This window comes from Sphaerisporangium corydalis (assembly GCF_025506355.1).
Lineage (GTDB): Bacteria > Actinomycetota > Actinomycetes > Streptosporangiales > Streptosporangiaceae > Sphaerisporangium > Sphaerisporangium corydalis.
On sequence record NZ_JANZYP010000059.1, the window covers coordinates 42413 to 68781 of the forward strand.

The following is a 26369-nucleotide window of genomic DNA, read 5'->3' on the forward strand; positions in this document are numbered from 1 at the left end:
AGGTACTCTCAACTGGGATTTTCCTGGTCACCTCGGGTGTGCCAGGATGACGAGCAGAGCTGCCGCAACGCTCCGAAAGGTTTCGGACATTTGCGGAACGGATTTTTTCTTGAGGAGAAGCCAGATGACGGCGCTTGATGGGGCCTCCGCGGCGGGCCGGATCCTCCGTACGTGGCAGGACCCGGCCCTCCCCGTGGCCGACCGGGTCGAGGCCCTCCTTGAGGCCATGACCCTGGAGGAGAAGGTCGGCCAGCTCGGCAGCCGCTGGCTCGGCAACGACATGGGGGCCGAGGAGGGCGCGGAGACCGAGGAGGCCGAAGGCACCGCGAACGTGGCCCCGATGCAGGACGTCTTCGCGGCCTCGGGCCGGGTGCCCTTCGAGGAGGCGATTCGCCACGGCCTCGGCCACCTCACGCGGGTGTTCGGCAGCGTTCCGCTGACCGCGGCGGAGGGCGCCGCGGAGGTGGTACGGCTCCAGTCCGAGGTGGTGAAGCACTCCCGGCTCGGCATCCCGGCGCTGGTCCACGAAGAGTGCCTGACCGGGTTCACCACCTACGGCGCGACCGTCTACCCGGCGGCCATCGCCTGGGGCGCGACGTTCGACCCGGACCTGGTCGAGCGGATGGCCGCCGCCATCGGGCGCGACATGCGCGCCGTGGGCGTCCACCAGGGCCTGTCGCCGGTGCTGGACGTCGTGCGCGACTACCGCTGGGGCCGGGTCGAGGAGACCATGGGCGAGGACCCGTACCTCGTCGCGATGCTCGGCGCGGCCTACGTGCGCGGCCTGGAGGGCGCCGGCGTCATCGCCACGCTCAAGCACTTCGCCGGCTACTCCGCCTCACGGGCGGCACGCAACCACGGCCCGGTGCCGATGGGCCGGCGCGAGCTCATGGACATGATCCTTCCGACCTTCGAGACCGCCATCGTCGAGGGCGGCGCGCGTTCGGTCATGAACTCCTACGCCGACGTGGACGGCGTCCCCGCCGGGGCCGACGCGTGGCTGCTGACCGACCTGCTGCGCGACGAGTGGGGGTTCACCGGCACGGTGGTGTCGGACTACTGGGCGATCCCGTTCCTCGCGACGACCCACCAGATCGCCGCGGACGCCTACGAGGCCGGGGTGCAGGCCCTCACCGCGGGCATCGACGTCGAACTGCCCGACACGCTCGGCTTCGGCCAGCACCTCACCGAGCGCGTACGCCGGGGCGAGCTGGCGGAGTCCCTGATCGACCGGGCCGCCCGGCGCCTGCTCACCCAGAAGGTGCAACTCGGGTTGCTGGACGCGGACTGGACCCCGGAGGCTTCGGTGGCCGGGGCGCGTGCTGTCGACTTCGACTCGCCGGCCAACCGGGAACTCGCCCGGGAACTGGCCGAACGCTCGATCGTGCTCCTCGACGCGGGCACCGCGCTGCCCCTGCTCGGCGAGGGGCGCACGGAGCCGCGCCGGGTGGCCGTGGTCGGCCCCTGCGCCGACGACCCGCGCACGTTCATGGGCTGCTACGCCTTCCCCAACCACGTGCTGCCCCGCCATCCCGAACTCGGGCTCGGCGTGGCCGCGCCCAGCCTGCTCGACGCGCTGCGTGACGAACTGCCCGGCGCCGAACTGGTCCACCAGCCCGGCTGCGACGTGCGGAGCACCGACCGCTCCGGTTTCGCCGCCGCGGTCCAGGCGGCACGCGAGGCCGACGTGTGCGTGGCCGTCGTCGGCGACCGGGCCGGGATGTTCGGGCTGGGCACCTCAGGAGAGGGCTGCGACGCCGACGACCTGCGGCTGCCCGGCGTACAGGAGGACCTCCTGGCCGAGCTGACCGCCACCGGCACACCGGTCGTGGTCGTCGTCGTCTCCGGCCGCCCCTACGCGCTGGGCACCGTGTCCGAGACGGCCGCCGCGCTCGTCCAGGCGTTCATGCCCGGCGAAGAGGGCGGGGCCGCCATCGCCGGCGTCCTGTCCGGCCGGGTGCAGCCCAGCGGGAAGCTGCCGGTGCAGATCCCGCGCGGCCATGGCGGGCAGCCGGGCACCTACCTGCAGCCGCCGCTCGGCGCCAACAGCCACGGCATCAGCAATCTCGACCCGACCCCGCTGTTCCCCTTCGGGCACGGCACCTCCTACACCACCTTCGCCATCTCCGACCTGCGGATCAGCGACGCCGAGGTACCCACCGACGGCGAGTTCACCGTGTCGGTGCGCGTACGCAACACCGGCGGCCGGGCGGGCGAGGAGGTCGTCCAGCTCTTCCTGCACGACGTGGTCGCCCAGGTCACCCGGCCGGTGCTGCAGCTCACCGGCTTCACCCGGGTCCGGCTGGAACCCGGCGCGAGCGCCCTCGCGACCTTCACGGTGCCCGCCGACCGCACCGCGTTCACCGGGCGCGACCTGAGACGCGTCGTCGAACCCGGGGACATCGAGGTGTTCGTGGGCGCATCGGCGGCCGACCTGCCCTGCCAGGGCCGGATACGATTGACCGGCACACCGCGCCACGTCGGCCCGGGGCGACGGCTGGTCACCCGCGTCCACGTGCAGACGACGCCGGACTCTTCCGCCGTACAGCAGGGAGAAACAGATGCCGGCCAGTCCTAACCGGGCCACGCCGGACCCCTCCGCCGGAACAGACACCGCCGGTCCTGAACGGGCCAGGCCGGTCTCCTCCGTCACACAGCGGGGAGGAACAGACGCAGACAGTCCTGGACGAGCCACACCCAACCCTTCCGCTGGAACAGACACCGCCGGTCCCAGACGGGCCACGCTGGCCACGGTCGCGGCTTCCGCGGGCGTCTCTGTCGCGACCGTGTCGAAGGTGCTCAACGGCCGGGGCGACGTCTCGCCGGTGACCCGCTCCCTCGTCGAGTCGTTGCTGGAGCACCACGACTACGTCGCGCCGCCGCAGCGCCGCAGGGGCGGCGACACGGCCGTGCCGGACACCATCGAGGTGGAGCTCGACGCCGACCTCAACGCGTACTCGACCGAGATCGTCCAGGGCGCCGTCCGGGCCGGCGCCGAGGCCGACGCGGCGATCGTTGTGAGCATCCGGAGCAACGCCGACCGCGGCGGACCCTGGGCGCGCGGCCTGGTCGCCGCCGGGCGCCGGGCCGTGATCGCCATCACCAGCGAGCTGACCGCCGCGCAACTCACCGCCCTGTCCCGGGTACGGCTGCCGCTGGTCGTGATCGACCCGCTGAACCTGCCACAGACCAGAGGCGTCACCAGCGTCGGCTCGACGAACTTCGCCGGAGGCCTGGCCGCCACGCAACACCTGCTCACGCTCGGCCACCGCCGCATCGCCTACCTCGGCGGCCCGGCCACCGCCGCCTGCAACCAGGCCCGCCTGCACGGCTACCGCGCCGCCATGGAGGCCGCGGGCGCCCCGGTCCCCCCGGCCTACGTACGCTCAGGGCACTTCCACTACCAGGAGGGCGTAAGGGGCGGCACGGCCCTGTTCGACCTCCCTGACGCCCCCACGGCTATCTTCACCGGCTGCGACGACATCGCGCTCGGCGTGCTGGAGGCGGCCAGGGCGCGCGGTCTGCGCGTGCCCGAGGACCTCAGCATCGTCGGCTTCGACGACACCCAGGTCGCCCGCATGTCCTCACCCCCACTGACCACCGTCCGCCAGCCCCTACGCGAGATGGGCGGCGTAGCCGTCCGCACGGCCCTGCGCCTGGCAGCGGGCGAACGAATCGACTCCCACCACGTAGAACTAGCCACCGAACTAATCCTCCGCGCCTCCACCGCCCCCAAACCCTAACTCGCTCCTCGCCTCCAGCTCGGGCAGTGTCATCAGCGGGGCTCCTATTAAGGCGTCGGTCCTCGCCTTCGGCTCGGGCAGTATCTCTAGCGGGGCTCCGCCCCTGATCGAAGGGCTCCGCCCCTCGAGCTCCCCGACTGCACCCATCGCACCGGTCAAGCCAGGCGCGGTGTCGGGAAGCGCGAGGTGACGTCTACGCCGGTCGGCGCGCATGAAAAAGGCCCTTCCGGAGTACCGGGAGGGCCTTCGGCCTGGAGCCGCCTAAGGGAATCGAACCCTTGACCCCTTCATTACGAGTGAAGTGCTCTGGCCGACTGAGCTAAGGCGGCATGGTCGAGGGATCCCCACGACCGCCTATAGGGTACCAGCCCCTGGCGCCTTGCGGGTCATGGTGGTGGTCGGGGTGATCGTCTGGTGGGGGATCCGGCTTGGGGGCGGCGGTTGTTCGGGTACGTGCCGGCCTTGGGGGCCGAAGTCGCCGACGAGGAGGTCGGAGGTCTTACCGTGTCGGTCCTAGCAATAGTCACGTTGTCGTGAAAAAAACACTTATGGGTGGGGGCCCGGGATGACACGGACAACGGGGAAGGATCGGCATGGCGGTGAATCTTGCCAATGGTGAGGCGCTCGCGTGGGACTCGGGGAGTCTGGACGCCGACACCAAGGCGATGCTCGACAACCTGCAGCCCAACATTCTGCAGGGGCACGTCCGGGAGCACATGGCGGTGCTGTTCGTCCACTTCGGGGACGGGCCGGAGGGCAGGAGGTTCCTTCGGAGCCTCGTCCCGCTGATGAAGTCGGCGCGCGAGCACCTGGAGGAGGTGCGCGCGTTCAACAAGGCCAAGACGCCCGGCAAGCCGTACGTCGGGGTCGGGATCAGCAAGGTCGGGTACCTCAAGCTCGGTCACGCCACGACCGCGTTCACCGACAACGCGTTCAAGTCGGGGCTCAAGCGCCGCAAGGACACTCTGAGCGACCCGCCGGTGAGCGGCTGGGAGAAGGCGTACCAGGGGGAGATCCACGCGGTCGTGCTCATCGGCGACGCCACCGAGGAGCCGGTCGCCGCCACCCGTGAACGGGTGCTGGCCCTGCTGCCGGAAAGCGCGGACGTACTCGGGGAGGAGAAGGCGAACGGGCTGCGCAACGCCCAGGGGCGCGGCATCGAGCACTTCGGCTACATCGACGGCCGCAGCCAGCCGCTGTTCCTGGCCGACCAGGTGGCCGAGGAGAGCGGCACGAACTGGACGCCGTTCTTCCCGCTGAGCCACGTCCTGGTGTCCGACCCGCTGGCGCCCGCGCCGGCCCGGCACTTCGGCAGTTATCTCGTGTTCCGCAAGCTGGAGCAGAACGTCCGCGCGTTCCGGCAGGCCGAGGAGCACCTGGCCGACAATCTCGGGCTCAAGGGGGCCGACCGGCCGCTGGCGGGCGCGATGCTGGTCGGCAGGTTCCGCAACGGCACGCCGCTGCGGCTGCACGGCCGGCCGAGTTCGGACGGCCACCCGGTGCAGAACGACTTCAGCTACCGCGACGACCCCGGCTCAAAGTGCCCGGTCAGCGCGCACATCCGCAAGGTCAACCCTCGCGACACGCGGGACGGCGGGCTTGAGCGGGTGCTCGGCGTGATGATGGCCAGGCGCGGCCAGACCTATGGCACACGCACCGACGTGCCGTGGGACGACGCGCCTCCGGAGACGCGGCCGACGGGCGGGGTGGGCCTGCTGTTCATGGCCTTCAACTCCAGCCTGCAGGGGCAGTTCGAGTTCACCCAGCAGTCGTGGGCCGACAACTCCGGCTTCCCGGCGGAGGGCGCCGGGCTCGATCCGGTGATCGGCCAGGGCAGGCGGGACACCAAGGTGACCTTCCCGAAGGCATGGGGCAGCGACAGGACCTCACCTCTTCAGGCCGAGGTGCCGCAGACCGTCACGATGAAGGGCGGCGAGTACTTCTTCGCGCCGTCCCTGGCCTTCCTCAGGAGCCTCTGAGCCGAGGGGGCGCGGCGCGCGCATGGGCGCCGCGCCCCCTTCGGCCGGGCGGGTGCGAGACTCTGGTCACGCGGGACGACCGGAGGAAGGGATCGCCGATGGCCGAGGAGCCGCTGGGTGAGGTGCGCCTCAGGGACGTCGAGGACGGCGACATCGGGGTCTTCTTCGAGCAGCAACTCGAGCCCGAGGCGACCCGGATGGCGGCGTTCCCCCCCAAGGACCGGGCGTCGTTCGCCGCGCACTGGGTGAACATCCGGGCCGATCGTACGGTCGTCACCCAGACGGTCCTGGTCGATGACCAGGTGGCCGGCAACGTCGTGAGCTGGCGGCGGTCGGACACCCGGCTCATCGGATACTGGATCGGCCGCCGCCATTGGGGACGGGGTGTCGCGACCCGGGCGCTGACCCTCTTCGTCGGCCGGGTGCGGGAGCGCCCTCTGTACGCGGACGTCGCCGAGCACAATGTCGGGTCGATTCGGGTGCTGGAGAAATGCGGGTTCCGCCGGGTGACCGACGAGAGTCGCCTTGCTGAGGACGGTATCGCGGAGGTGGTCCTCGTTCTTGAGGCATGAGACCTGGGCCCCGGCAGCTCCCCGTCCGAGGTCTTCTGGCCTGTCAGGGGGTGGTGAAGGCGGGGAGAAGGGTGGGGAGTTCGGCCGCGCCCTTGGGGGTGACGGTCAGTTCGCGGGTGCCCTCATGCGCTCTGACCAGGTCGCGGGCGAGGAGGGCGTCGAGGACGGCCTTGCCCAGCGCGCCGCCGAGGTGCGGTACGCGGTGGGTGCGGTCGAGGCATGCCGTGGCGAGTTTGCGCCGCCGCGCGTCCACCGTGGTCAGGTCGACGCCGAGCTCGGCGAACGCCGCCGGGTCGCCGCCCAGCGCGAGGGAGCCGTCGCGGCCGTCGGGGGGACGCAGGGCGCCACGTTCGACGAGCGTGCCGAGGACGGCCACGCCCAGCCGGCCCGCCGCGTGGTCGTAGCAGGTGTGGGCCACGTCGTCGGGCGTCGAGGGCCGGCCGGGGCGTACGGCCAGGTCGGCGTGCGCGTAGTGGGCCAGCGCGCTGAGCACCTCGCCCAGGCCTGGGGAGGCCACCCGGTAGACCGCGTGCCGGCCGGTGTGCTCGACGGTCACCAGCCCGGCGGTGCGTAGACGGGCGAGGTGGTTGCCCAGGCGGGGGGCCGAGACGCCGAGCGCGTCGGCGAGCTGGGTGAGCGTGTGGGGGCCCTCGGCGGAGAGGAGCTGGAGGGCGGTGAGGCGTACCGGGTCGGCCAGTTCCCGGGTCAGCGAGATGACCGAGGCGAGGACCGGTTCGTCCGCGTCCACCCATCCCCTCATGCGTCCACCTTTTTCGTCATTTGTCCATCCAGCTCAGTTGCGGCCCCGTCCCCGCACGCGATGCCGCTTCGATCGTGCGACCCCGCGCCAATCGTGACCTCTGGTCCGATCCTATCAACATTCATGATGTCCTGAATGATGGTTGTCGCGATGAAGGCACTAGCGCTACATTCACCTTTAAGGGAGTCGTGAAAGGTGGTGGGTCGGTGGTCGCGGTGGTGGGGCGGCGGAGCGGGCGGGAGGTGGTGGGGCTTGGGCGTCTGCTGTGGGGGCGAGGGATCACGGCCCTGGGGGACGGGATGTGGTTCACCATCTGGGCGCTGTACTTCACCCGCGTCCTGCACCTGTCGCCCGCCACGGTCGGCGCCGGCATGGCGGTGGCCGGCGGTGCCGGCCTCGTGACGGCGATCCCGCTGGGGGCGCTGAGCGACCGGCTCGACGCGCGCGCCGTGCTGGTCGGGCTCACCGTCGTCCGCGGAGTGGCCATGGCCTGCTACGTCCTCGTACGGGAGCCATGGATGTTCTTCCTGGTCACCGCCGCCTTCGTGGCCCCCGCGAACGGGTCCACGGCGATCCGGACGGCGCTGGTCGCGGGTCTGGTCGACGGTACGGACGCCCGGGTGAAGGCGCTCGCCCGCCAGCGGGTCGCGCAGCACGTCGGTTACGCCCTGGGGGCGGGCTTGGGCGCCATCGTGTTGACGGCCGGCACCGACTCCGCGTACATGCTCGCCATCGCCGGTAACGCGCTCACGTTCGCCGTACTGGCCGTGCTGACCGCGACGGTGCCGGGCGGTCCTGGTTCCGGTGTTTCGCGGGGAGATGGGAGGTCCGGGGTCCGGGTCGTGCTGCGTGACCGGCCCTATCTGGCGGTCGTCGGCGCCACGTCGGTGCTCTCGTTGTGCTGGGCCATGCTCTCGGCCGGGCTGCCGCTGTGGATCGCCGGTTCGACCCGGCTGCCGTTGTCGCTGAGCGGGGTGGTCGTGGTCATCAGTTCGGTCGGCATCGCCGCGTTGCAGGTGCCGGTCACGAACCTGACGCGAGGCACGACGCGGGCGGCACGGGTCACCGTCTGGGCGGGCGTGTGCCTGGCGGTGTCGTGCGTCCTGCTCGCGACGACGGCCGGCGGGTCGGGTACGGCGGCGACGGTGGTCGTCCTGCTCGCGGCGCTCTTCCACGTCGCCGGTGAGCTGGGGTACGTGGGCGGGAGCTGGGGGTTGTCGATCGAGCTGATGCGTGAGGACGCGCGGGGCGCGTACCAGGGGGCGTCCGAGGCGGCGACCGCGACCGTGCAGATGTTCGCTCCGGCCGTCTTCACGCTGGTGCTCACGTGGTTCGCGGCGACGGGGTGGTTGCTGGTCGCGGGTGTCTTTCTCGCGTGCTCGCTGCCGGTGCCGGCGCTCGCGCGCTGGGCTGGGCGTACGCGTACGGCGGCTGTCGGCGGACGGTGACAGCTGGAGCGGCGGCCGTGGGGGCGGCGTCTCCGCGACGCGCCGGGGTCAGAGGGGCCAGCCGCGCCACTGCCGGAGCGTGGGGCTGATGGCCTTCTCCTCGAAGTCGAGGTGTTCCAGCAGGTGGGCGCCGAGGTCGGTGAGGGCGGTCGACAGCCTTTTCCGGGTCTCGTCGGTGTCACCCTCGCTGTCGCCGGAGAGGAGGTCGGCGAGCGACTCCACCTGGTCGAGCAGGTCGGACACCTTGCGGTGGTCGGCCTCCAGCCGGTCGACGGTCGGGCCGAGCTTCGGGTCGGATCTGCGCAGTGCCGGGAACAGCGCGATGTCCTCGATGCCGTGGTGGGCGTGGACGACCTGGCAGTAGCGCAGGCAGTTGACCCTGAGCTGCCAGAGCGGGCTCCGGGTCCGCAGCGAACGCACGGCCGCGCCGACGTCCCCTGCGGGGGCGCCGGCGCTGATCTGCCCGGCCAGCTCCTGGCAGATCCGCAGATCGTGGCGGAGCATGCCGTGGACCCATTTGAGCTCCTCCACCAGATGCCGGCCGGGAGCGTCGTCCACTTGCCCAATGTCCGTCATGTCGCACAGGCTAACATATCGTGGAATCTCATCAACTATTGTTAACTCTCCACGATATTGAGGGCCCGGCCCAACGACCACCCACCCGCCGTACAGGGCGCCGATTTCGCCGTACCCCCGCCTCGCCGCCTCGGCGCCCATGAGTGGGGGCACGGTGGGGCGGGAGGGTGCTCGCCGTATTAGGCGCCGACTTCGCCGACCCCCATCCCGCCGCCTCGGCGCCTATCAGTGGGACCGGGGCGGAGGCGAGGGAGATGGGGGCGGGGGGATCGGTGGGTTGATGGAGGTGGGGACGAGGTGGCTGGACCAGCGCTTGAGCGGGCGTGGCCCGAGTTAGGGGCGGGAGGTCAGGAGGGATTCGGTTTTTTCGGGGTCGGAGAGGATGGACCAGGCGTAGATGGGGTCGGCGAACATGTTGACGAAGTGGTCGGCGAGGTACTGGTCGGTGGCGGCACCGATGAGCAGTCTGAGGACGTGCTCGGGTGGTGGCTGGAGGAAGGCGTTGGCCCATTCGGTGACCGGGCCGGCCATCTTCCACATCTCCTCCGCCACCGACATGGCGAACGTCTCGTCGTACGGGCCGCCCTGGGCGATGGCCTCGGCGGCCACCCAGGCGCAGTGTGAGCCGAGGTTGGCGCCCTGCCCGGTGACCGGGTCGTTGGTGATCCACGCGTCGCCGACGGCGAGGGCGATACGGCCGGTGGAGAGCTTGGCGACCGGGGTGCGCACGACGGGTGTGACCGCGCCCTGGAGCAGGTCGTCCGGGCCGAGCGGGGCGAACGAGCCGGGGTCGACGCGTTCGGCGATGCGCGGCGCGTGCTCGGTGAGCGTGTCCAGCAGCGTGCGGACGAAACCGCGCGGGTCGTCCCGGTAGGACAGCCGGGTCACGGGTTCGAGCGGTCCGCCGGGAACGGCCTCGACCATCATCCCGGCGGCCAGGCCCTCGCGCGTCCACATGGGCATCTGGAAGATCTCGCCGCACCCGGGCGACACGTTGTAGCTGAAGCCCGCCAGGGTCACGCCCGTGTACAGCCCGGCCAGGAGCGAACGCTGCGGCGCGACGTGGGGGGACCGGGTCTCGTCGCGGGGGAACAGCTCGGCCACCGATCGCCGGCCGGCCGCCACCACGATCAGCTCGTGGGCGGCCGACCACTTCTCGACCTCGGCGGCTCCGGGCGAGGGCTCGGTCACCACGAGCCGGCCGCCACGCGAGGTGTAGTCGTCCAGGAGGGCGGGCAGCAGCAGGCGGAAGTCGACCGCGTGGAACGGCTCGTCGAGCACGCCACGGAACTCCAGCGGCGGCGCCCCCTTGAGGGAGATCTTCGCGGTCGTCGCGAAGCTGCCCTCGACGGCGAAATGCTCGCAGCCCATGGTCCGTTCGCGTTCACGCGTGCGCCACATCCGGGCGACGGTGTTGGGCAGACGCCCGCCTCGCATCTGGTCGGCGGTCTTCTCGGTGTACAGGGTCACGTCCACGCCCAGCTGCCGCAGCCGCAACGCGAGTGTCAGGCCGGAGATCCCCGTGCCCACGACACCGATTCCACTGGAGGTCATCGGTTGCTCCTTTCTCACCGCCCATTGACCTGCACCCTGTTTGTTCCGGAATCAATGACGGATTGGCGTGGACTTGGCACGTATGTCCGTCCTGGTCACCGGCGATACGGTCGTGCGCGTCACCGTCCCCCGGCATTCCGTATCGGCCTGTTCAGGATGCACGGCGCGGGGGGAGAAGGAGCGTATGAGCATGCGATCAGGTCACGTGGCGCCGCCGGTCCACATACCGGCGGGGGTGACGGGCACCGAGGGCGGCATCGCGGTGGGGGCCGGGCCGGTCGTCGTGGACGTCTACCTGGACTTCCTGTGCCCGTTCTGCAAGCAGTTCGAGCTGACCGCGGGGCCCAAGCTGGACGAGCTCGTGCGGAGCAGGCGGATCGCCCGGTTGTACCACCCGATGAACATCCTGGACGAAGCGTCCACCAACCGGTACTCCTCACGGGCGGCGTCGGCCTCGGGGTGCGCGGCCGACCAGGGCAGGTTCGTGGAGTACGCCTACATGCTGTTCGTGAACCAGCCGCCGGAGGGCGGGCCGGGGCTCAGCGACGACGAGCTGATCGGGCTCGGCACCTCGCTCGGGGTGGAGGACCAGGACTTCGAGGACTCGGTGCGCAGGCACGTGTACGTCGACTGGGCGGCGTACGTGACGGCGAAGGCCGCGCTGCGCGGGGTGAACGCCACCCCGACGGTGTTCGTCCAGGGCAAGGCCGTGCCCGCGAACATCCAGATCATCACCGCCGCCGTGGACGCCGCCACGAACGCCTGAACCCCGCCCGCCGTGCGCCACCCTCTGGCCCGCCCGCCGCCACCGGTCAGGGGTTCAGGAGGGCGTTCACTTCGGCCACCCGCTCGTAGTGGTGGCGCCAGTCCGGCAGGTCGGTCATCAGGACCGCCCGCTCGGCGCCCGCCCGCGCGTACTCCGCCAGGCGCTCCGCCGCCTCATGCCGGTCCCCGGCCAGCGGGATCTCCAGGGCCTGCTCCAGCGGCACGCCGTACCCCCGCGACAGCGCCTCGGCGACGGCCGCCCGGCCGCCCCGGCCGCCCCCGAGCGCCGCGGGGATCCCGACGGTGACGGTGGGCCGCGCCCGGCCGCGTTCGGCGGCCAGTCGGCGCAGGCGGGCCACTCCGGCGGCCAGCGCCTCGGGGGTGATGACCGAGGGGAACCAGCCGTCGCCGTACGCCGCCGCGCGCCGGAGCGCGGCGGGCCCGTTGCCGCCGATCAGGATGGGCGGGACGGCGGCGGCGGGCGCCAGCGTGATCTTCGGAGCCCCGGGTTCGTGCGGCAGCACGGTGGGCTCGCCCGCCAGCAGGCCGGGGAGCGCGCCGAGCGCCGCGTCGGTGCGCGGCCCGCGTTCGGCGAACGGCACGCCCGCCGCCTCCCACCCGGCGGTGCCGTGCGGTACGCCTCCGGTGCCGACGCCGAGCAGGACGCGCCCGCCGGAGACGTGCTGCAACGTGCCGAGCTGCTTGGCCGCCCAGGCGAGGGGGCGCATGGCGAGCACCATCACACCGAAGCCGAGCCGTACGCGGCGGGTGGCGCCGGCCGCCGCGGCGAGGGCGATGGTGCTGTCGAGGATGGGCGCGGCCGGGATGAGGTGGTCGGCGGCCCACACCGATTCGAGGCCGAGCTCCTCGGCGAGTACGGCGTGCTCGCGGACGTCGCCGAGCAGGGTGCGGTCCGGGCCTCGGCCGGTCGTGGGCAGCCCGACTCCGATATCGAGGGACATCTCAGCTCCTTGGGGGTGGTCAGGGGATGAGGAGGGTCTTGCCGAGGGTGGTGCGGGACTGGATGGCGGCGTGCGCGGCGGCGGCCCGTTCCAGCGGGAAGGTCTGGCCGACGACCGGGCGGAGGCGGCCGGCGGCGGCCTCGGCGAGCGCGGCCTCGGCCATCGCCCTGATGTCGGCGGGCGACCGCAGGATCCGCGCCCCGGTGACGAGGTCGACGCCACGTCCGGACGCCTCGGCCTCCGTGACGCGTGTCATCGTCCCGCCGGCGGCGCCGAACATCACAAACCTCCCCCGAGGGGCGACGAGCTCGAACGCCGCGCGGCCGATGGCGCCGCCGACCCCGTCGAGAGCCACGTCGACCCCGGCGTCGCCGACGGCCTCGCGGACCCGGTCGTCCCAGCCGTCCTCGGTGTAGCGGACGGTCGCCTTCGCGCCCAGGTCGGCGGCCAGGCCGAGCTTGCGCCGCGATCCGGCCACCGCGACCACCTGGGCGCCCGCGTTCACCGCGAGCTGGACGAGCAGGCTCCCGACCCCGCCCCCCGCGGCCTCCACCAGCACCCACTCGCCGGGGCGGGGGGCCGCGGCCCGGATGACGCCCATCGCGGTCCGCCCGTCGGCGAGCAGCGCGACGGCGTCGGCGAGGTCCAGTCCTGGCGGTACGGCGATCAGGCCGCCGGCGTCCGCCGCCACCCGTTCGGCGTACCCGCCCGACCCTTTCAGGGAGGTCACGACCGTCCGGCCGACGAGCGCGGGGTCGGCTCCCGGGCCGGTCTCGATGACCGTGCCGCCCACGCCGTTCCCGGGGATGATTGGCAGCGTGGGCAGCGGTACCGGCGCGGAACCCGATCTGACCTGCGTCTCTATGAAGGGGACGCCGATCGCGGCCACCTCGATGACGACCTGTCCTTGGCCTGGTCGCGGTTCCGGCGCCTCCCCGGGGACGAGCACCTCCGGTCCGCCGAACTCTCGTAGCCATATCGCGCGCATGTCCGCTCCTCTCGCGGAGACCTCATCTATCGGAATGAATCACTCCGATAAAGATAGCGGAATGATTCGCTCCGATAGCAATAGACTCCGGTCGTGGACCCGACGACAGGTCGCCCGGCGGCGGGCGGAACCGTGCCTGACATGGCGCGACGCGAAAGCAGGCGGGGACGTCAGGCCGAGGCCGAGCGCAACGACCGCCTCGTGCTGGAGGCCGCGCGCACGGTCTTCGCCGAGCAGGGCGCCGGGGCGCCGATGTCCGCCCTCGCGGACCTGGCCGGGGTCGGCATCGCCACGTTCTACCGCCGGTACGGCAGCAAGGAGGAGCTGCTGCAACGGCTGTGCCTGCTGTCGATGGAGGAGTCGATCGCGTCCGCGCGGGAGGCGATCGCCGCCGAGGGCGACGGGTGGTCGGCGGTCGCGGGCTTCGTCCGGCGCTGCGTGGACGCCAGGGTGGGGTCGCTCGGCTCGGCCGCCGGCACGATCGCCGTCACCGCCGAGATGACGGCGGCGAGCGAGCTGGGGCGCCGGCTGATGGAGGAACTGGTGGGGCGGGCCCGGGCCGACGGCACCGTGCGCACTGACCTGACCGCTCTGGACGTCTCCTACCTGATCGAGCAGTTCAGCCGCAGCCCGCGCGGCACCGAGGAGCGGGCCAACGTCAGCGGGCGGCTGCTGGCCCTCGCGCTGGACGGCCTGCGGAGCGGCGCCCGGCGGGAGGACCTGCCGGGCACGCCTCCGGACTGGGAGACCTACAGCGGCAGGTGGTACCACGCGGACATCGACTGAACGGCGGCAGGTGGTGACTCCGGGAGGGAACGAACGGCGAAGGCCACCTCCGGGGGGAAGTGGCCTTGCCGGGCGGTGGGTCAGCCGCAGTGTTCGAAGGGGCTGTCGTAGGTGGACGAGCCGGCCTTCCCACCCCATTTCACGCAGGTGTTGCCGGCGGCGGCCCGCACCGGGCCCGCGTAGTAGGCGAAGCTGCCCGAGTCGGTGACCCGGCTCTTGCCCTGCACCTCCAGGTACGCGGAGGTGGCCGTCGCCGTGCCGACCGACGCGCTCTTGACGGTGGCCACGCAGTTGTTGGCGTTGCCGGTGTTGTACAGCAGGTAGACGCGGCCCGCCGAGCCCAGCGCGGCGGAGTCGATGACGCTGTAGCCGCTGCCGCAGATCTCCTCGGGAGAGTAGGGGTTGTTGCTGCCGGAGCAGTTGTTCGAGGTGACCGTCTGGACCGGGTACCCGAACGTCACCCCGTTGAAGACGGCCCTTTGGATGTTGGCCGGGTAGGAGGTGTCGGTCGTGCGCACCTCGTAGTGCAGGTGCGGCGAGATGTTGTTGCCCGGCTTGCTGGTGTTGCCCACTTCGCCGATCTTCTGGCCCTGCGCGACCTGGGCCCCGGCGCTCACCGACCGCACCCGCAGGTGCGCGTAGTACGAGGACCAGCCGCCGCCGTGGTCGATCTTGACCAGGTTGCCGAAGCCGTTGGTCGACCCCTGGTTGGCCGAGATGACGACGGTGCCGGCCGCCGAGGCGGCCACGGTGTCCCCGAGGTCGGCGTCGGCCGTGCTCCCCCGGTTGAAGTCGATCTCGTAGGACTGGTGGGCGCTGCTGGCGCTGGAGTTCCCGGTCCAGCTCTGGCCGCAGGGGAAGGGGAGCTGGAAGTTCGGCCGGGGTCCGGCCGCGCCGGCGCTCGGTGCCAGCGCGACGCCGCCCGCGAGGCTGAGCAGCAGGGCGGTGCCCGCTGTGAGCAACCTGTTGAGCTTCATGCGGATCCTTTCTCGCGGCTCCGGCGGGTCCGGCGCTGGGTGCCGACGCGCTCCGACCGGACGCGGGTTCTGGAGGGACCGCCGGAAAGCGGCTCCGGAGGCCCTACTTGGCGTTCAGCGTCCGGATAAGCCATATAAAAAACGTCCAAAACAGATACAAATGAGGTCCTAGCTTCAAGCGACCCAACCCGGCTAAACGGGCGAAAAGTCTCTAAAGGAGCAAACGGGCATGATTGCTGATCAGCCCACTTTCACCGTGCTCGGCCCGCTGGACGTACGGGCCGCGAGATCCCCCCGCCTCGGGGGCACCAAGCCCCGGATGCTGCTGGCCACCCTGCTGCTGCACGCCAACCGCGTGGTCGGCACCGGCTTCCTGGTCGAGGTGCTGTGGCCCGGGCCCCGGCCGCGTTCCGCCGTCGAGAACGTCCGGACCTACGTCAGCTCCCTGCGCGCCGGTCTCGCCGAGGCCGGCGTGCGCGCGCCCATCCGGGCCCGGCAGTCCGGATACATGATCGAGGTGGCCCCCGGGGAGCTGGACCTGCTCGGCTTCGAGGAGCTGACGGCCGGTGCCCGGCTCTCGCGCGCCGAGGGCCGTACCGCGGAAGCGGTCGACCGGCTCTGCCGTGCGCTCGCCCTGTGGCGGGGCGCCCCCCTGGCCGATCTTCCCGGCAGCCCGCTCTGGGACGGCCGGCTCGGGCCCCTCGCGGACGCCCGGCTCGCGGCGGCGGAGGAGCTGCTGGCCCTGCGGGTGGCACTCGGGCAGCACGCCAGCGCGATCAGCGAGCTGCGCGGGCTGCTCGTGGAGCACCCCTTCAGGGAAGGGCTGTGGCGGCAGCTCATGCTCGCCCTGCACGGCAGCGGGCGGCAGGCCGAGGCGCTGCGCGCGTACACGACGATCAGGGACCGGCTGGTGGCCGAGCTCGGGATCGAGCCCGGCGCCGAGCTGCGCGAGGCCCACGCGACCGTGCTCGCCGGCGCCCCGCCGCCAGGCGCCAGGTCCGCGCGGCCCACGCCGTACCAGCTCCCGCCGGACGTCCCGGACTTCACCGGCCGGGCGGGGGACGTCGCGGCGGTCATCGAGACGCTGGCGCCCCGGGCCGCCGCCGGGCCGCCGTCGATCACCCTGGTGGTCGGGCCGCCGGGCGTGGGCAAGTCCGCGCTGGCCGTGCACTGCGCGCACGCCGTACGGGACGCCTGCCCCGACGGGCAGCTCTACCTCGACCTGGGCGGCACCTCCCTGACGCCCCCCGGCCCCGGCGAGCTGCTCGCGGAGGCGCTGCGCGCGCTGGGCGTGGCCGAGGGCGCGCTGCCCGACGGCGTCCAGGAGCGTTCGGCCCTGTACCGCTCGCTGCTCGCTGGCCGGGCCGTGCTCGTCGTGCTCGACGACGCCGCAGGCGCCGCCCAGGTGCGCCCGCTGCTGCCGGGCAGCGGCGGTTCGGTGCTGGTGACCAGCCGCCGCCGGATCACCGAGCTGCCCGGCACCCGCCAGGTCGAGCTGGACGTGCTGGCGCAGGAGGAGGCCGAGGAGCTGCTCCGCAGGATCGTCGGCGGCGAGCGGCTGAACCGGGAGCGGGACGCGGCGGCGGCCATCGTCCGGTCCTGCGGGCGGCTGCCGCTCGCCGTGCGGATCGCCGGCGCCCGCCTGGTCGCGCGGCCGGCGTGGTCGCTGCGCGTGCTGGAGCGCCGCCTGGACGACGAGGCGTTCCGGCTGGGCGAGCTCCGCGCCGGGGACCTCGGGGTGCGGGCGAGCGTGGACCGCAGCTACCGGCTGCTCCCCGACGCCGCCGCCCGCGCGCTCAGGACGCTCGGCCTGCTCGGGCCGCAGACCCTCCCCGGCTGGGTGGTCGACGCCGTGCTTGACCGCCACCGGTCGGACGAGGTGGTGGACCACCTGGTGGACGCGAGCCTGCTCCGCACGGTGGGCGGCGACCCGCTCGGCGGGCCCCGCTACCGCCTGCACGACCTGATCCGCTGCGACGCCAGGGAGCGGGCGCGCGCCGACCCCGAGGGGCACGCTTTGGGACGGGTGGTGGGCGCGTGGCTGGCCATCGCCGAACGGGCCACCGCACGCCTGCCGACCACCGTCTTCGGCCTGATGTCGCCGACGGCCGAACGCTGGGAGCCCGCCGAGTCGACCGTCGGGCAGATGGCGGTCAACCCGCTCGCGTGGTTCGACACCGAACGCGAGGCGCTGCTCGGGACGGTACGGCTGGCCGCCGACGCCGGGATGGCCGACTCGGCGTGGGGGCTGGCCGCGACCCTGGTGCCGTACTTCGACCTGCGGGGACACTACGACGCCTGGCGGAGCACCCACCAGATCGCGCTGGACGCCGTGCGGGCGAAGGGGGATCCGCGCGGCGAGGCGGCGCTGCTGCGCGGCCTCGCCCAGGTGTACCTGTACCAGGACGCCTACCCCGAGGCCGCGGACATGTTCCGGCGGTCTCTCATGATCTTCCGTGAGGTGGGGGACCGCAGGGGCGAGGCGATCGCGATCTGCGGGCTCGGCGCGGTGGACCAGGTCCGTGGCGAGAGCCTGAGCGCGCTGCGGCGCTTCCGGCAGGCGCTCGGGATGTTCCTCGGCATGGGGGACCCGGCGGGCGAGGCCTACGCGCGGCAGGCGATCGGCAAGGTCTGCCTGGAGTCGGGCGATCTGGCGGCCGCGGCTGGCTGGCTGGACGAGGCGCTCCGGCTGGCGCGGTCCCTCGGCGACCGGCACAGGGAGGGGTGCGTCTTCAACCATTTCGGGCGGCTGCACGACCTCGCGGCCGACTTCGACCGGGCGATGCACTTCCAGGACCAGGCGCTGGACATCTTCGAGAGCCTCGGCGACTGCCACTGCGCGGCGTACGCCATGCAGAGCCTCGGCCGGCGCAGGGCGGTGCGCGGCGACCGGGCGCACGCCTCCGCGCAGCTCGAACGGTCGCGCACGATCTTCCAGCGGCTGGGGGACCGCAGCGGCGAGGCGAGCGCGACCCGGATGCTCGGCGAGCTGCACCGGGCGGCGGGCCGGGCGGACCTGGCCCGCGACTACCTCCGGCAGGCGTCCACGTTGCAGCGGGCGCTGAGTTCGGGCGCGCACACCCCCGGGGAGTACGGGACGTGAGTCCGCGAGTGGCCGTGTGCGACAGGTGGGGCATAGCCTGCACAGAGCAAGCAAACGGTTTGACCGTTAGAAGGGGTGCATACCCATGTCAGCGTCTCAACACGGTCATAACTTCGATATCCGTGTTGAACGCCTCGATGGGTGCACCGTCCTGACCCTCGTCGGTGAAATGGACTTTCACGGCACGCCCGCCTTCTACGCCCAGATCGACGGGCTGTGGACCCCCGGCGGCGCCCCGCGGCTGATCCTCGAACTCGCCGAGCTGATCTTCTGCGACTCCGCCGGACTCGGGGCGCTGGTCTACGTCTTCAACCAGGTCACCTCCGCCGGAGGCCGGCTCATCCTGGTCGCCGTGCCCGACCACCTGCGGAGACGGCTGCGGATCAGCGGCCTGGACAACCACTTCGAGTTCGGCGAGTCGGTCGAGCAGGCGGTCCTGGCCCTCGGCGCGGCCTGAGGGCCCACACGGCCCAGGCGCTCGTTCCGCGAGCCGCCGGTGCCGCGTTCCGGTCGTTCAGGCGGCGCCGATGGAGACGCCGACCCCGCCTCGGGTGCCCGCGCCGTACCGCTCCTTCTCGCGGGCGATGTCGAGCGGCTTGATGCCGCTGCGCCCGGCGAGCGTCTCCTCGGTGAGGAGCGCGGCCGGTACGAGCCAGGACACCTCGAACTCGATGCCGTCGGGGTCCTTGGCGTACAGCGCCTTGGTCGTCGAGTGGTCGGAGGCGCCGACCAGGGCGCCGAGCTTCGTGAGCCTCGCGGAGATCTCGTCCAGGTCGTCGAGCGTCTCCACCTCCCAGGCGAGGTGGTAGAGGCCGACGGTGACGCGGCCCGCCTGGGAGTCGGCGGCCCCCGTGCCGATCTCGAACAGGCCGAGGTCGTGGTCGTTGTTCGACGCCGCCGCCTGCAGGAAAGCCGCGCCGGGGAAGCCCATGACGACGCGGAAGCCGAGCGCCTCCTGGTAGAACGCGACGCTGCGCTCGACGTCGCGGACGTACAGGACGGCGTGGTTGAGACGGTGTACAGGCATGGATGCCCTCCATTAACTTGAACGCTCAACTAAACTCTACCTCGCCGCGCGGCACGACTCCACCGGTGCTCGTGAGGGATCCGTCACCAATGGGCGGAAGGCCTCACGAAGGATCCACCGATGGCGGGAGGGCCTCACGAGGGGGCGGTCACCGATGGGCGGGAGGGCCTACGAGGGGTCGGTCACTTCGAGGAGGAACGCGCCCGGGTCGGCGATGATGCGCTGGATCACCTGCCCCGCGGCCCCCAGCGTCGCGCCGTCGGCGCCGACCCGTGAGACCACCAGGGCGGGCACGCGGGCGCGCATCTGGCCGAGGCGCTCGCGCATCGCCTTCTCGACCGGTCCCGAGACCCACGGGAACAGTGGCGCGAAGATCCCGCCCAGCACGATCGTGTCGGGGTCCAGCAGGTTCACGGCGGTGGTGAGCGCGACACCGAGCGCGGACCCGGCCCGCTCGCAGGCCGCCGTCGCCGCCGGCTCGCCGGCCCGCAGGCGGGCCACCAGCTCGGCGATCTCCCCGCCCGCCGGCAGCAGGGCGTCCTGCCCCGCGTACCGCTCCAGGCAGCCGGTGCCGCCGCACCGGCACGCGGGCCCGTCGGGGGCGACGACGACGTGCCCGAGCTCGCCCGCGAACCCGTGGGCGCCCCGGAACAGCGCCCCGTCGACCACCAGGCCGGCGCCGATGCCGATCTCGCCCGAGACGTGCAGGAAGTCGCCGAGCGAGGCGCCCGACCCGAACCACAGCTCGCCCAGCGCCGCGAGGTTGGCCTCGTTGTCCACCAGCAGGGGCAGCGGGAGGGAGAGAGACTCGGTCACCGAGACGTCGCGCCAGCCGAGGTTGGGCGCGCGGTGGACCGAGCCGGTGGAGCGGTCGACGGGTCCCGGCAGCGCGACGATGGCGCCCGCGACCGACAGCCCCAGCCCGGCCGCGTCGGCGAGCATGGCGGTCGCCAGCTCCCCCAGGCGGGTGATCACGTCGGCGGGGGAGGCCGCGCGGTTGTCCACAGCCTGTGTACGGAGCAGGCGCACCGTGCGGCTGAGGTCGACGACGCAGGCGGCCAGGTAGTCGACGTTGATCTCCAGGCCGAGCGCGGCGACCCGGTGGCCGCTGAGCCGGACGGCCACGCCGGGACGGCCGCGCTCGCCGTCGCGCACCGTGCCGGACTCCACCGCCATTCCGGCCTCGATGAGGTCCCCGACCAGCTTCGACACGGTGGTCTTGGTCAGGCCGGTGGTCTCGGCGAGCGCGGCGCGGGTGAGCGGGCCGTGCCGGTCCAGCTCGCCGAGGACGACCGCGAGATTGCCCGCGCGCATCGAATCGTGCCGTACGGCCTGTGCCATCAGGGGATTTCTCCGGATTCGATCACAGCCCCCAACCCCTTCCCGTGAACTCGCGGCCGTGTCCCCCTTGACCTGCCGCGAGTCCCGGCCGATATTTAGTCCACAACATAGACTAAATCGGGAGATACCAGCAGTGGACGCGTACGCACCCAAGAAGGAAGACAAGTTCACGTTCGGCCTGTGGACGGTCGGCTGGCAGGCGCGTGACCCGTTCGGCGACGCCAGCCGTGCCCCGCTCGACCCGGCGGTGGCGGTGCATCGTCTCGCCGAACTCGGAGCCTATGGCGTGACATTTCATGACGACGACCTCCTCGCCACCGAGCCCGACCGCGACAAGGCCATCCAGAACTTCAAGCAGGCCTTGAGCGAAACCGGTCTCAAGGTTCCCATGGCGACGACCAACCTGTTCACCCACCCGGTGTTCAAGGACGGCGCGTTCACGAGCAACGACCGCGACGTCCGCCGGTACGCGCTCCGCAAGGTCATCCGCAACATCGACCTCGCCGCCGAGCTGGGCGCGACCACGTACGTCTGCTGGGGCGGGCGCGAGGGCGCCGAGTCCGACGGCGCCAAGGACGTCAGGGCCGCCCTCGACCGCTACAAGGAGGGCCTCGACCTCCTCTGCGGCTACGTGATCGACAAGGGGTACGACCTGCGGTTCGCCCTGGAGCCCAAGCCGAACGAGCCGCGCGGCGACATCCTGCTCCCCACGATCGGCCACGCGCTCGCGCTGATCAACGAGCTGGAGCACCCGGAGATGGTCGGGGTCAACCCCGAAGTGGGCCACGAGCAGATGGCCGGGCTGAACTTCGTGCACGGCATCGCCCAGGCGCTGTGGCACGGCAAGCTGTTCCACATCGACCTCAACGGCCAGCACGGCCCGAAGTACGACCAGGACCTCGTCTTCGGCCACGGCGACCTCAAGAGCGCGTTCTTCCTGGTCGACCTGCTGGAGACCGGCGGCTACGAGGGCCCGCGCCACTTCGACTACAAGCCGCTGCGCACCGAGGACGCCGAGGACGTGTGGGTCTCGGCCGCCGCGAACATGCGCACCTACCTGATCCTCAAGGAGAAGGCGGCGGCCTTCCGCGCCGACCCCGAGGTCCAGGAGGCCCTGGCCAACTCCCGGGTCCCCGAGCTGGCCCAGTCCACCCTGGCCGCCGGCGAGACCTACGAGGACCTCGCCAAGGACGACTTCGACATCGACAAGGCGGCCGAGCGCGGCTTCCACTTCACCCACCTCAACCAGCTCGCGCTCGAGTACCTCCTCGGAGTGCGGGGATGACCCTGGTCGCGGGCGTCGACTCCTCGACGCAGAGTTGCAAGGTCGTCGTCCGCGACGCGGAGACGGGGCGCCTGGTCCGCGAGGGCCGGGCGCCCCACCCGGCCGGCACCGAGATCCACCCCGACCACTGGTGGAACGCGCTCCAGGAGGCGGTGGCGGCGGCCGGCGGGATCGGCGACGTGGCCGCGCTGTCGGTGGCCGCCCAGCAGCACGGCATGGTCTGCCTGGACGAGCACGGCGAGGTCGTGCGGGACGCGCTGCTGTGGAACGACACCCGCTCCGCGCGCGCGGCCGACGACCTGGTCACCGAGCTGGGCGGGCCCGCAGCCTGGGCCGAGGCGACCGGCAGCGTCCCCGTCGCGTCTTTCACCGTGACGAAACTGCGCTGGCTGGCCGAGCACGAGCCCGAGAACGCGGCCCGTACGGCGGCGGTGTGCCTGCCGCACGACTGGCTCACCTGGCGCCTCGCCGGGTCCCCCGGGATCGGCGCGCTCACGACGGACCGCGGCGACGCCTCGGGCACCGGCTACTGGTCGCCCGCGACCGGCTCCTACCGGCCCGACCTGCTCAAGCTCGCGATGGGGCACACCCCACTGGTGCCCCGGGTCCTGGACCCGGCCGCCCAGGCGGGGGAGGCGCACGCGGGCGCCCCCGGGGTGGGGCCGGTGGCGGGCGGCGCCCTGCTGCGGCTCGCGCCGGGCACGGGCGACAACATGGCCGCGGCCCTCGGCGCCGGCCTGCTCCCCGGCGACGTGGTGGTGTCGATCGGCACCTCCGGGACGGTCTTCGCCTGCGCGGACGCGCCCAGCGCCGACGCCTCGGGAGCGGTGGCGGGCTTCGCCGACGCGACCGGCCGGTTCCTGCCGCTGGTGTGCACGCTCAACGCCGCGCGGGTGCTGGACGCGGCGGCGCGCATCCTCGAAGTGACCCCGGCCGGGCTGTCCGACCTGGCCCTGCAGGCCCCGCCCGGCGCCGGCGGGCTGACGCTCGTCCCGTACCTCGAAGGCGAGCGGACCCCGAACAAGCCCGACGCCAGCGGGTCGCTGCACGGGCTGCGGCTGTCCAACTCGACCCCCGCCCACCTGGCGCGGGCGGCCGTGGAGGGCATGCTGTGCGGGCTCGCCGACGGGCTGGACGCGCTGGGGCTGGACCCGGCCCGCGTGCTGCTGATCGGCGGCGGCGCCAGGTCAGAGGCGGTACGCCGGATCGCCCCGTCGGTGTTCGGGCGTCCGGTGCTCGTGCCAGAGCCGGGCGAGTACGTCGCCGACGGCGCGGCGCGGCAGGCCGCCTGGCTGCTCGCCGGCACCCCGGAGCCTCCCCGGTGGCGGTCGGGCGACCCTGAGACGTTCGAGGCGGAGCCGGTCCCTGGCGTGCGCGCCCGCTACGCCGAGATCGCCGCCACGATCTGATCTCCGACCCTGAGGCACCCCTGCTCCGGATCAGGGGTGCCTCAGGGGAGCTCCGGATGTTCGCGAGGATCATTTCGGGACAGTCTTGATACATGCTTCCCCTGAGAAGGCTGTACCCCCTGGTCGCCGGAACCGGAATGCTGGTCGCGTCGATCACGATGGCGGTCGGCCGGATCGGTGTCCCACTCGACGTTCTCGACCGGACGATCGGCCGGCAGGCGGTGCTGGAGCGCGGTGGTGCCACCGAGTTCGCGCTGGTCCTGCTCGCGCTTTCCTCCCTCGGGCTGGTCGCGGGGATGCGCGCCGTGCGTGCGCCCATCGCGGGCTGGCCCGAGCGTCTGGTGCTCGTATGGTCGGCCGCGCTGGCGGGCGCGGCCGTGCTGCCCGCCCCGGTGGCCGACGTCCTGGTGGCCGCCGCGCTGGTCAGTCTGGCCGGCGCCGCCGCGCTGATGGTCCGCACGTTCGGCGACGACGAGCGCTGGAAGCCGGCGGCCCGGCCGATGGAGTGGCTGGCGCTCGGCGCCGGCTGCGCCCTCGCCGTGCTGACCTATGTCGCGCTTCCCGGCCACCAGGTCATGATCGGGCTGGTCGAGTGGTCGCTGCTCGGCATCGAGGTCGCGGTCCTGGTCCTCGCGGCCGTCCAGCTCACCCGGGTCGCCTGGACCTCCACGGCCCCGGCCGTTCCCGCCGTCGCGTCCATGGCTTCGGCCGTTCCCGCCGTCGCGTCCACGGCCACGCCGCCTTCGGCCGCCGAGGCGCCGGTCACCAGGTCGCCGATCCCCGCGCCCCGGATGCCTTCGCGGGTCCCCGCGCGGGTCCCGGTGCTGGGCGCCGGCGCGCCGATGCCGCTGCCGATGGCCATGGCGATGATGTCGGCCGCCGACAACGGCGCGGGCGGCCCGGGGCGGCCCGGCGGGGTGTTCACCCGCCCGTAGCCCGCGGAACGTATCAATTCACGAAATATCACAGATGTATCAAGAAAAGCATCGGTCACAATGCTAGTCTCATCGGCGATCTTCACCCTCGGCTGCCGGTCCCTGACGGCAACCCGCCAACCGATGAGGTGTCATGGCATCGAGCAGGTCAGTCCGCTTCAAGATCTCCGCTTTGCTCGTGATCCCGCTTCTGTCCCTGGCCGCCCTGTGGCTGTTCGGAGCGAGTGTCACCACGCGGGAGTCGGTGAACCTGCTCGCCGTCGCGTCGCTGTACGCCGACATCGGCAAACCCGGTGAGGACCTGGCCGTCGCCCTGCAGGGCGAGCACCTGTCCTCCGCCGAGTACCTCGGCTCCCGGTCCCCCCAGGCCCAGAACGCGCTGGCCCGCCAGCGCCAGGCGGCCGACAGGTTCAAGGAGGGCATGCGGCGCGTCGCGGGGTCCGAGCGGACGCGCTCGGAGCTGTCCACGCCGGAGATGCGCGCCGCGTTCGACGGGGTGATGACCGCACTCGGGCACCTGGACGCCACCCGGGCCGCCGTCGACCGGGGCGCCATCGACCCGGTGACGCTCACCCGCGACTTCTCCCTGGTCCCCGACGCCATGCAGAAGCTCGTCATCACCATGTCGGCGACCAACGACGTGCGGCTGTACCAGCAGTCCCGTGCCCTGACCTCGATGGGGTACTCCAAGGACCACTTCTCGCGCGAGCGCGCGCTGGTGGCCGGCGCGCTGGCCGCCCGGCGCCCGCTGACGCCCGCCGAGATGCGCCTGCTCTCCGAGCTCGCCGCCACCCGGCGGTTCCTGTTCACCCAGGGGCTGCCCGAGCTGGATCCCTCGGTCGGCGACCCCTTCGAGCGGCTGGCGTCGTCGCTGCCCTACGTCCGCTTCACCGCCCTTGAGGACCGGGTCCTGGCCGGACCGGGATCCGGCGTCACGCACGCGATGTGGCGGTCGGTCGCCGACCAGGTGGAGGACTCCTTCCAGGCCGCCGTCACCACCGGGGGCGACGCGCTCGCCGCGAGCGCGGCACCGGCCGCCATGGCCACCTTCGTCCGGGCGGGCCTCGCCGGCGCGGTCGGGCTGCTCGCGGTCATCGCCTCCCTGATCGTCTCCTTCCGGGTGGGCCGTGGCCTGACCCGCGAACTGGGCGAACTGCGGTCGGCCGCCACCGACCTGGCCACCGTCCGGCTGCCGCGCGTCATCGAGCGGCTGCGCAGGGGCGAGGAGGTGGACCTCGACACCGAGGCGCCGCCCCTCGCGCTCCGGGCCACCACCACCGAGATCCGCGACGTGAGCGCCGCCTTCGGCAGCGTGCAGCGCACCGCCGTCGCGGTCGCCGTCGAGCAGGCCGGGCTCCGCGACGCGGTCGGCAAGGCCTTCCGCAACCTCGCGAGACGCAGCCAGTCGTTGCTCCAGCGCCAGCTCAAGCTGCTCGACGGCATGCAGAGGCGCGTGGACGAACCCGAGACGCTGCGCGACCTGTTCCGCGTGGATCACCTCACCACCCGCATGCGCCGGCACGCCGAGGGCCTGGTCATCCTGTCCGGCGAGTCGCCGGGCCGGACCTTCCGCCGGCCGGTGCCCGTCATGGACGCCCTGCGCGCGGCCGTCGGCGAGGTCGAGGACTACACGCGGGTCCGCGTCCACCCCATGCCCGACGCCACGATCGCGGGCTCCGCCGTGGCCGACGTCGTCCACCTGTGCGCCGAACTGGTGGAGAACGCCACCGCGTTCTCCCCGCCGAACACCGAGATCTCCGTGCGCGGCGAGCTGGTCGCCAAGGGGTTCGCGGTCGAGATCGAGGACCGGGGCCTCGGCATGTCGGACGCCGAACGCGACGCCCTGAACGAGAAGCTCTCCCGGCCCCCGGAGTTCGACCCGGCCGAGACCGAGCGCCTCGGCCTGTTCGTCATCGGGCGGCTGGCCGCCCGGCACGGCATCCGGGTCGAACTGTGCGTCTCGCCGTACGGGGGCACCACCGCGATCGTCCTGATCCCCGACACGCTGGTCACCCCGGGCGCGGCGGAGGACGAACCGCCGAGCCAGCCCGCCCGGGTCGCCAGGCCGCGACGCCACCCCGACCCCGACGCGCCGCCCGCCGCGAGCGGCCCCGCGTCGAGGCCGCGCCGCCCCGCCGCCGGCAGCGCCCCCGCGCGCC

21 protein-coding genes and 1 tRNA gene are annotated in these 26369 nt (G+C 72.6%); 13 read left to right on the forward strand and 9 right to left on the reverse strand.

Annotation, left to right across the window (positions count from 1 at the left end):
* The first annotated feature begins 124 nt into the window (after positions 1-124).
* Positions 125-2578, forward strand: a complete 2454-nt coding sequence (locus NYZ98_RS31345; RefSeq protein ID WP_262847197.1) for a glycoside hydrolase family 3 N-terminal domain-containing protein — start codon at positions 125-127, stop codon at positions 2576-2578.
* A 166-nt stretch (positions 2579-2744) separates the two neighbouring features.
* Complete coding sequence (locus NYZ98_RS31350; protein WP_262847219.1) at positions 2745-3743, forward strand: LacI family DNA-binding transcriptional regulator; 999 nt, start codon at positions 2745-2747, stop codon at positions 3741-3743.
* Positions 3744-3995: 252 nt separating this feature from the next.
* Here the strand turns inward: NYZ98_RS31350 and NYZ98_RS31355 are convergent.
* A tRNA-Thr gene (locus NYZ98_RS31355) sits at positions 3996-4072 on the reverse strand.
* A 264-nt stretch (positions 4073-4336) separates the two neighbouring features.
* Here NYZ98_RS31355 and NYZ98_RS31360 point away from each other — a divergent pair.
* Both NYZ98_RS31360 and NYZ98_RS31365 read left to right on the forward strand, forming a co-directional pair.
* Entirely contained in the window at positions 4337-5722 is a 1386-nt protein-coding gene (locus tag NYZ98_RS31360; protein WP_262847198.1) for a Dyp-type peroxidase, read from the forward strand.
* 98 nt (positions 5723-5820) lie between these two features.
* The gene (locus tag NYZ98_RS31365; RefSeq protein ID WP_262847199.1) at positions 5821-6294 is read left to right on the forward strand and encodes a GNAT family N-acetyltransferase; all 474 of its coding nucleotides are present in this window, start codon (positions 5821-5823) and stop codon (positions 6292-6294) included.
* A 43-nt stretch (positions 6295-6337) separates the two neighbouring features.
* Here NYZ98_RS31365 and NYZ98_RS31370 read toward each other — a convergent pair whose 3' ends face one another.
* On the reverse strand, positions 6338-7054 hold the full coding sequence (locus NYZ98_RS31370; protein WP_262847200.1) for an ArsR/SmtB family transcription factor: 717 nt from the start codon (positions 7052-7054) through the stop codon (positions 6338-6340).
* Positions 7055-7260: 206 nt separating this feature from the next.
* Here NYZ98_RS31370 and NYZ98_RS31375 point away from each other — a divergent pair, with 206 nt between their 5' ends.
* Positions 7261-8502, forward strand: a complete 1242-nt coding sequence (locus NYZ98_RS31375) for an MFS transporter (protein ID WP_262847201.1) — start codon at positions 7261-7263, stop codon at positions 8500-8502.
* Between the two features lie 48 nt (positions 8503-8550).
* Here NYZ98_RS31375 and NYZ98_RS31380 read toward each other — a convergent pair whose 3' ends face one another.
* Both NYZ98_RS31380 and NYZ98_RS31385 read right to left on the reverse strand, forming a co-directional pair.
* On the reverse strand, positions 8551-9078 hold the full coding sequence (locus NYZ98_RS31380; protein WP_262847202.1) for a hemerythrin domain-containing protein: 528 nt from the start codon (positions 9076-9078) through the stop codon (positions 8551-8553).
* Between the two features lie 333 nt (positions 9079-9411).
* Positions 9412-10632, reverse strand: a complete 1221-nt coding sequence (locus NYZ98_RS31385; protein ID WP_262847203.1) for a styrene monooxygenase/indole monooxygenase family protein — start codon at positions 10630-10632, stop codon at positions 9412-9414.
* 190 nt (positions 10633-10822) lie between these two features.
* On the opposite strand from NYZ98_RS31385, the gene NYZ98_RS31390 reads away from it, so the two are divergent.
* Entirely contained in the window at positions 10823-11398 is a 576-nt protein-coding gene (locus NYZ98_RS31390; protein WP_262847204.1) for a DsbA family protein, read from the forward strand.
* A gap of 46 nt (positions 11399-11444) precedes the next feature.
* Here NYZ98_RS31390 and NYZ98_RS31395 read toward each other — a convergent pair whose 3' ends face one another.
* Complete coding sequence (locus NYZ98_RS31395) at positions 11445-12359, reverse strand: LLM class flavin-dependent oxidoreductase (RefSeq protein ID WP_262847205.1); 915 nt, start codon at positions 12357-12359, stop codon at positions 11445-11447.
* Between the two features lie 19 nt (positions 12360-12378).
* Positions 12379-13347 carry a zinc-binding dehydrogenase gene (locus NYZ98_RS31400; RefSeq protein ID WP_262847206.1) on the reverse strand — a complete coding sequence of 323 codons (969 nt, stop codon included), beginning with the start codon at positions 13345-13347 and terminating at the stop codon, positions 12379-12381.
* A gap of 141 nt (positions 13348-13488) precedes the next feature.
* Between NYZ98_RS31400 and NYZ98_RS31405 the strand changes: the two genes are divergently transcribed.
* Positions 13489-14133, forward strand: coding sequence for a TetR/AcrR family transcriptional regulator (locus NYZ98_RS31405; RefSeq protein ID WP_262847207.1), 645 nt, complete (start codon positions 13489-13491; stop codon positions 14131-14133).
* Positions 14134-14213: 80 nt separating this feature from the next.
* Here NYZ98_RS31405 and NYZ98_RS31410 read toward each other — a convergent pair whose 3' ends face one another.
* Positions 14214-15110 carry a M23 family metallopeptidase gene (locus NYZ98_RS31410; protein ID WP_262847208.1) on the reverse strand — a complete coding sequence of 299 codons (897 nt, stop codon included), beginning with the start codon at positions 15108-15110 and terminating at the stop codon, positions 14214-14216.
* Positions 15111-15339: 229 nt separating this feature from the next.
* Here NYZ98_RS31410 and NYZ98_RS31415 point away from each other — a divergent pair, with 229 nt between their 5' ends.
* Positions 15340-18213: an AfsR/SARP family transcriptional regulator gene (locus NYZ98_RS31415; RefSeq protein WP_262847209.1), complete on the forward strand. Its 2874-nt coding sequence runs from the start codon at positions 15340-15342 to the stop codon at positions 18211-18213.
* 85 nt (positions 18214-18298) lie between these two features.
* Positions 18299-18670, forward strand: a complete 372-nt coding sequence (locus NYZ98_RS31420; RefSeq protein ID WP_262847210.1) for an STAS domain-containing protein — start codon at positions 18299-18301, stop codon at positions 18668-18670.
* A gap of 57 nt (positions 18671-18727) precedes the next feature.
* Here NYZ98_RS31420 and NYZ98_RS31425 read toward each other — a convergent pair whose 3' ends face one another.
* Both NYZ98_RS31425 and NYZ98_RS31430 read right to left on the reverse strand, forming a co-directional pair.
* Positions 18728-19240 (reverse strand): VOC family protein, encoded by a 513-nt coding sequence (locus tag NYZ98_RS31425; protein ID WP_262847211.1) that lies wholly within the window; start codon positions 19238-19240, stop codon positions 18728-18730.
* Between the two features lie 168 nt (positions 19241-19408).
* A complete protein-coding gene (locus NYZ98_RS31430) occupies positions 19409-20581 on the reverse strand; it encodes an ROK family transcriptional regulator (RefSeq protein WP_262847212.1) in 1173 nt (390 codons plus the stop codon).
* A gap of 133 nt (positions 20582-20714) precedes the next feature.
* Here NYZ98_RS31430 and xylA point away from each other — a divergent pair, with 133 nt between their 5' ends.
* From xylA to NYZ98_RS31450, 4 genes are all read left to right on the forward strand, one after another.
* A complete protein-coding gene (xylA, locus tag NYZ98_RS31435) occupies positions 20715-21866 on the forward strand; it encodes a xylose isomerase (RefSeq protein WP_262847213.1) in 1152 nt (383 codons plus the stop codon).
* On the forward strand, positions 21863-23275 hold the full coding sequence (xylB, locus tag NYZ98_RS31440; protein WP_262847214.1) for a xylulokinase: 1413 nt from the start codon (positions 21863-21865) through the stop codon (positions 23273-23275). Before xylA ends, xylB begins: the two co-directional genes overlap by 4 nt.
* Before the next feature lie 92 nt (positions 23276-23367).
* A complete protein-coding gene (locus NYZ98_RS31445) occupies positions 23368-24210 on the forward strand; it encodes a DUF998 domain-containing protein (protein ID WP_262847215.1) in 843 nt (280 codons plus the stop codon).
* 133 nt (positions 24211-24343) lie between these two features.
* A partial coding sequence (locus NYZ98_RS31450) for a sensor histidine kinase (RefSeq protein ID WP_262847216.1) occupies positions 24344-26369 on the forward strand: 2026 nt, incomplete at its 3' end.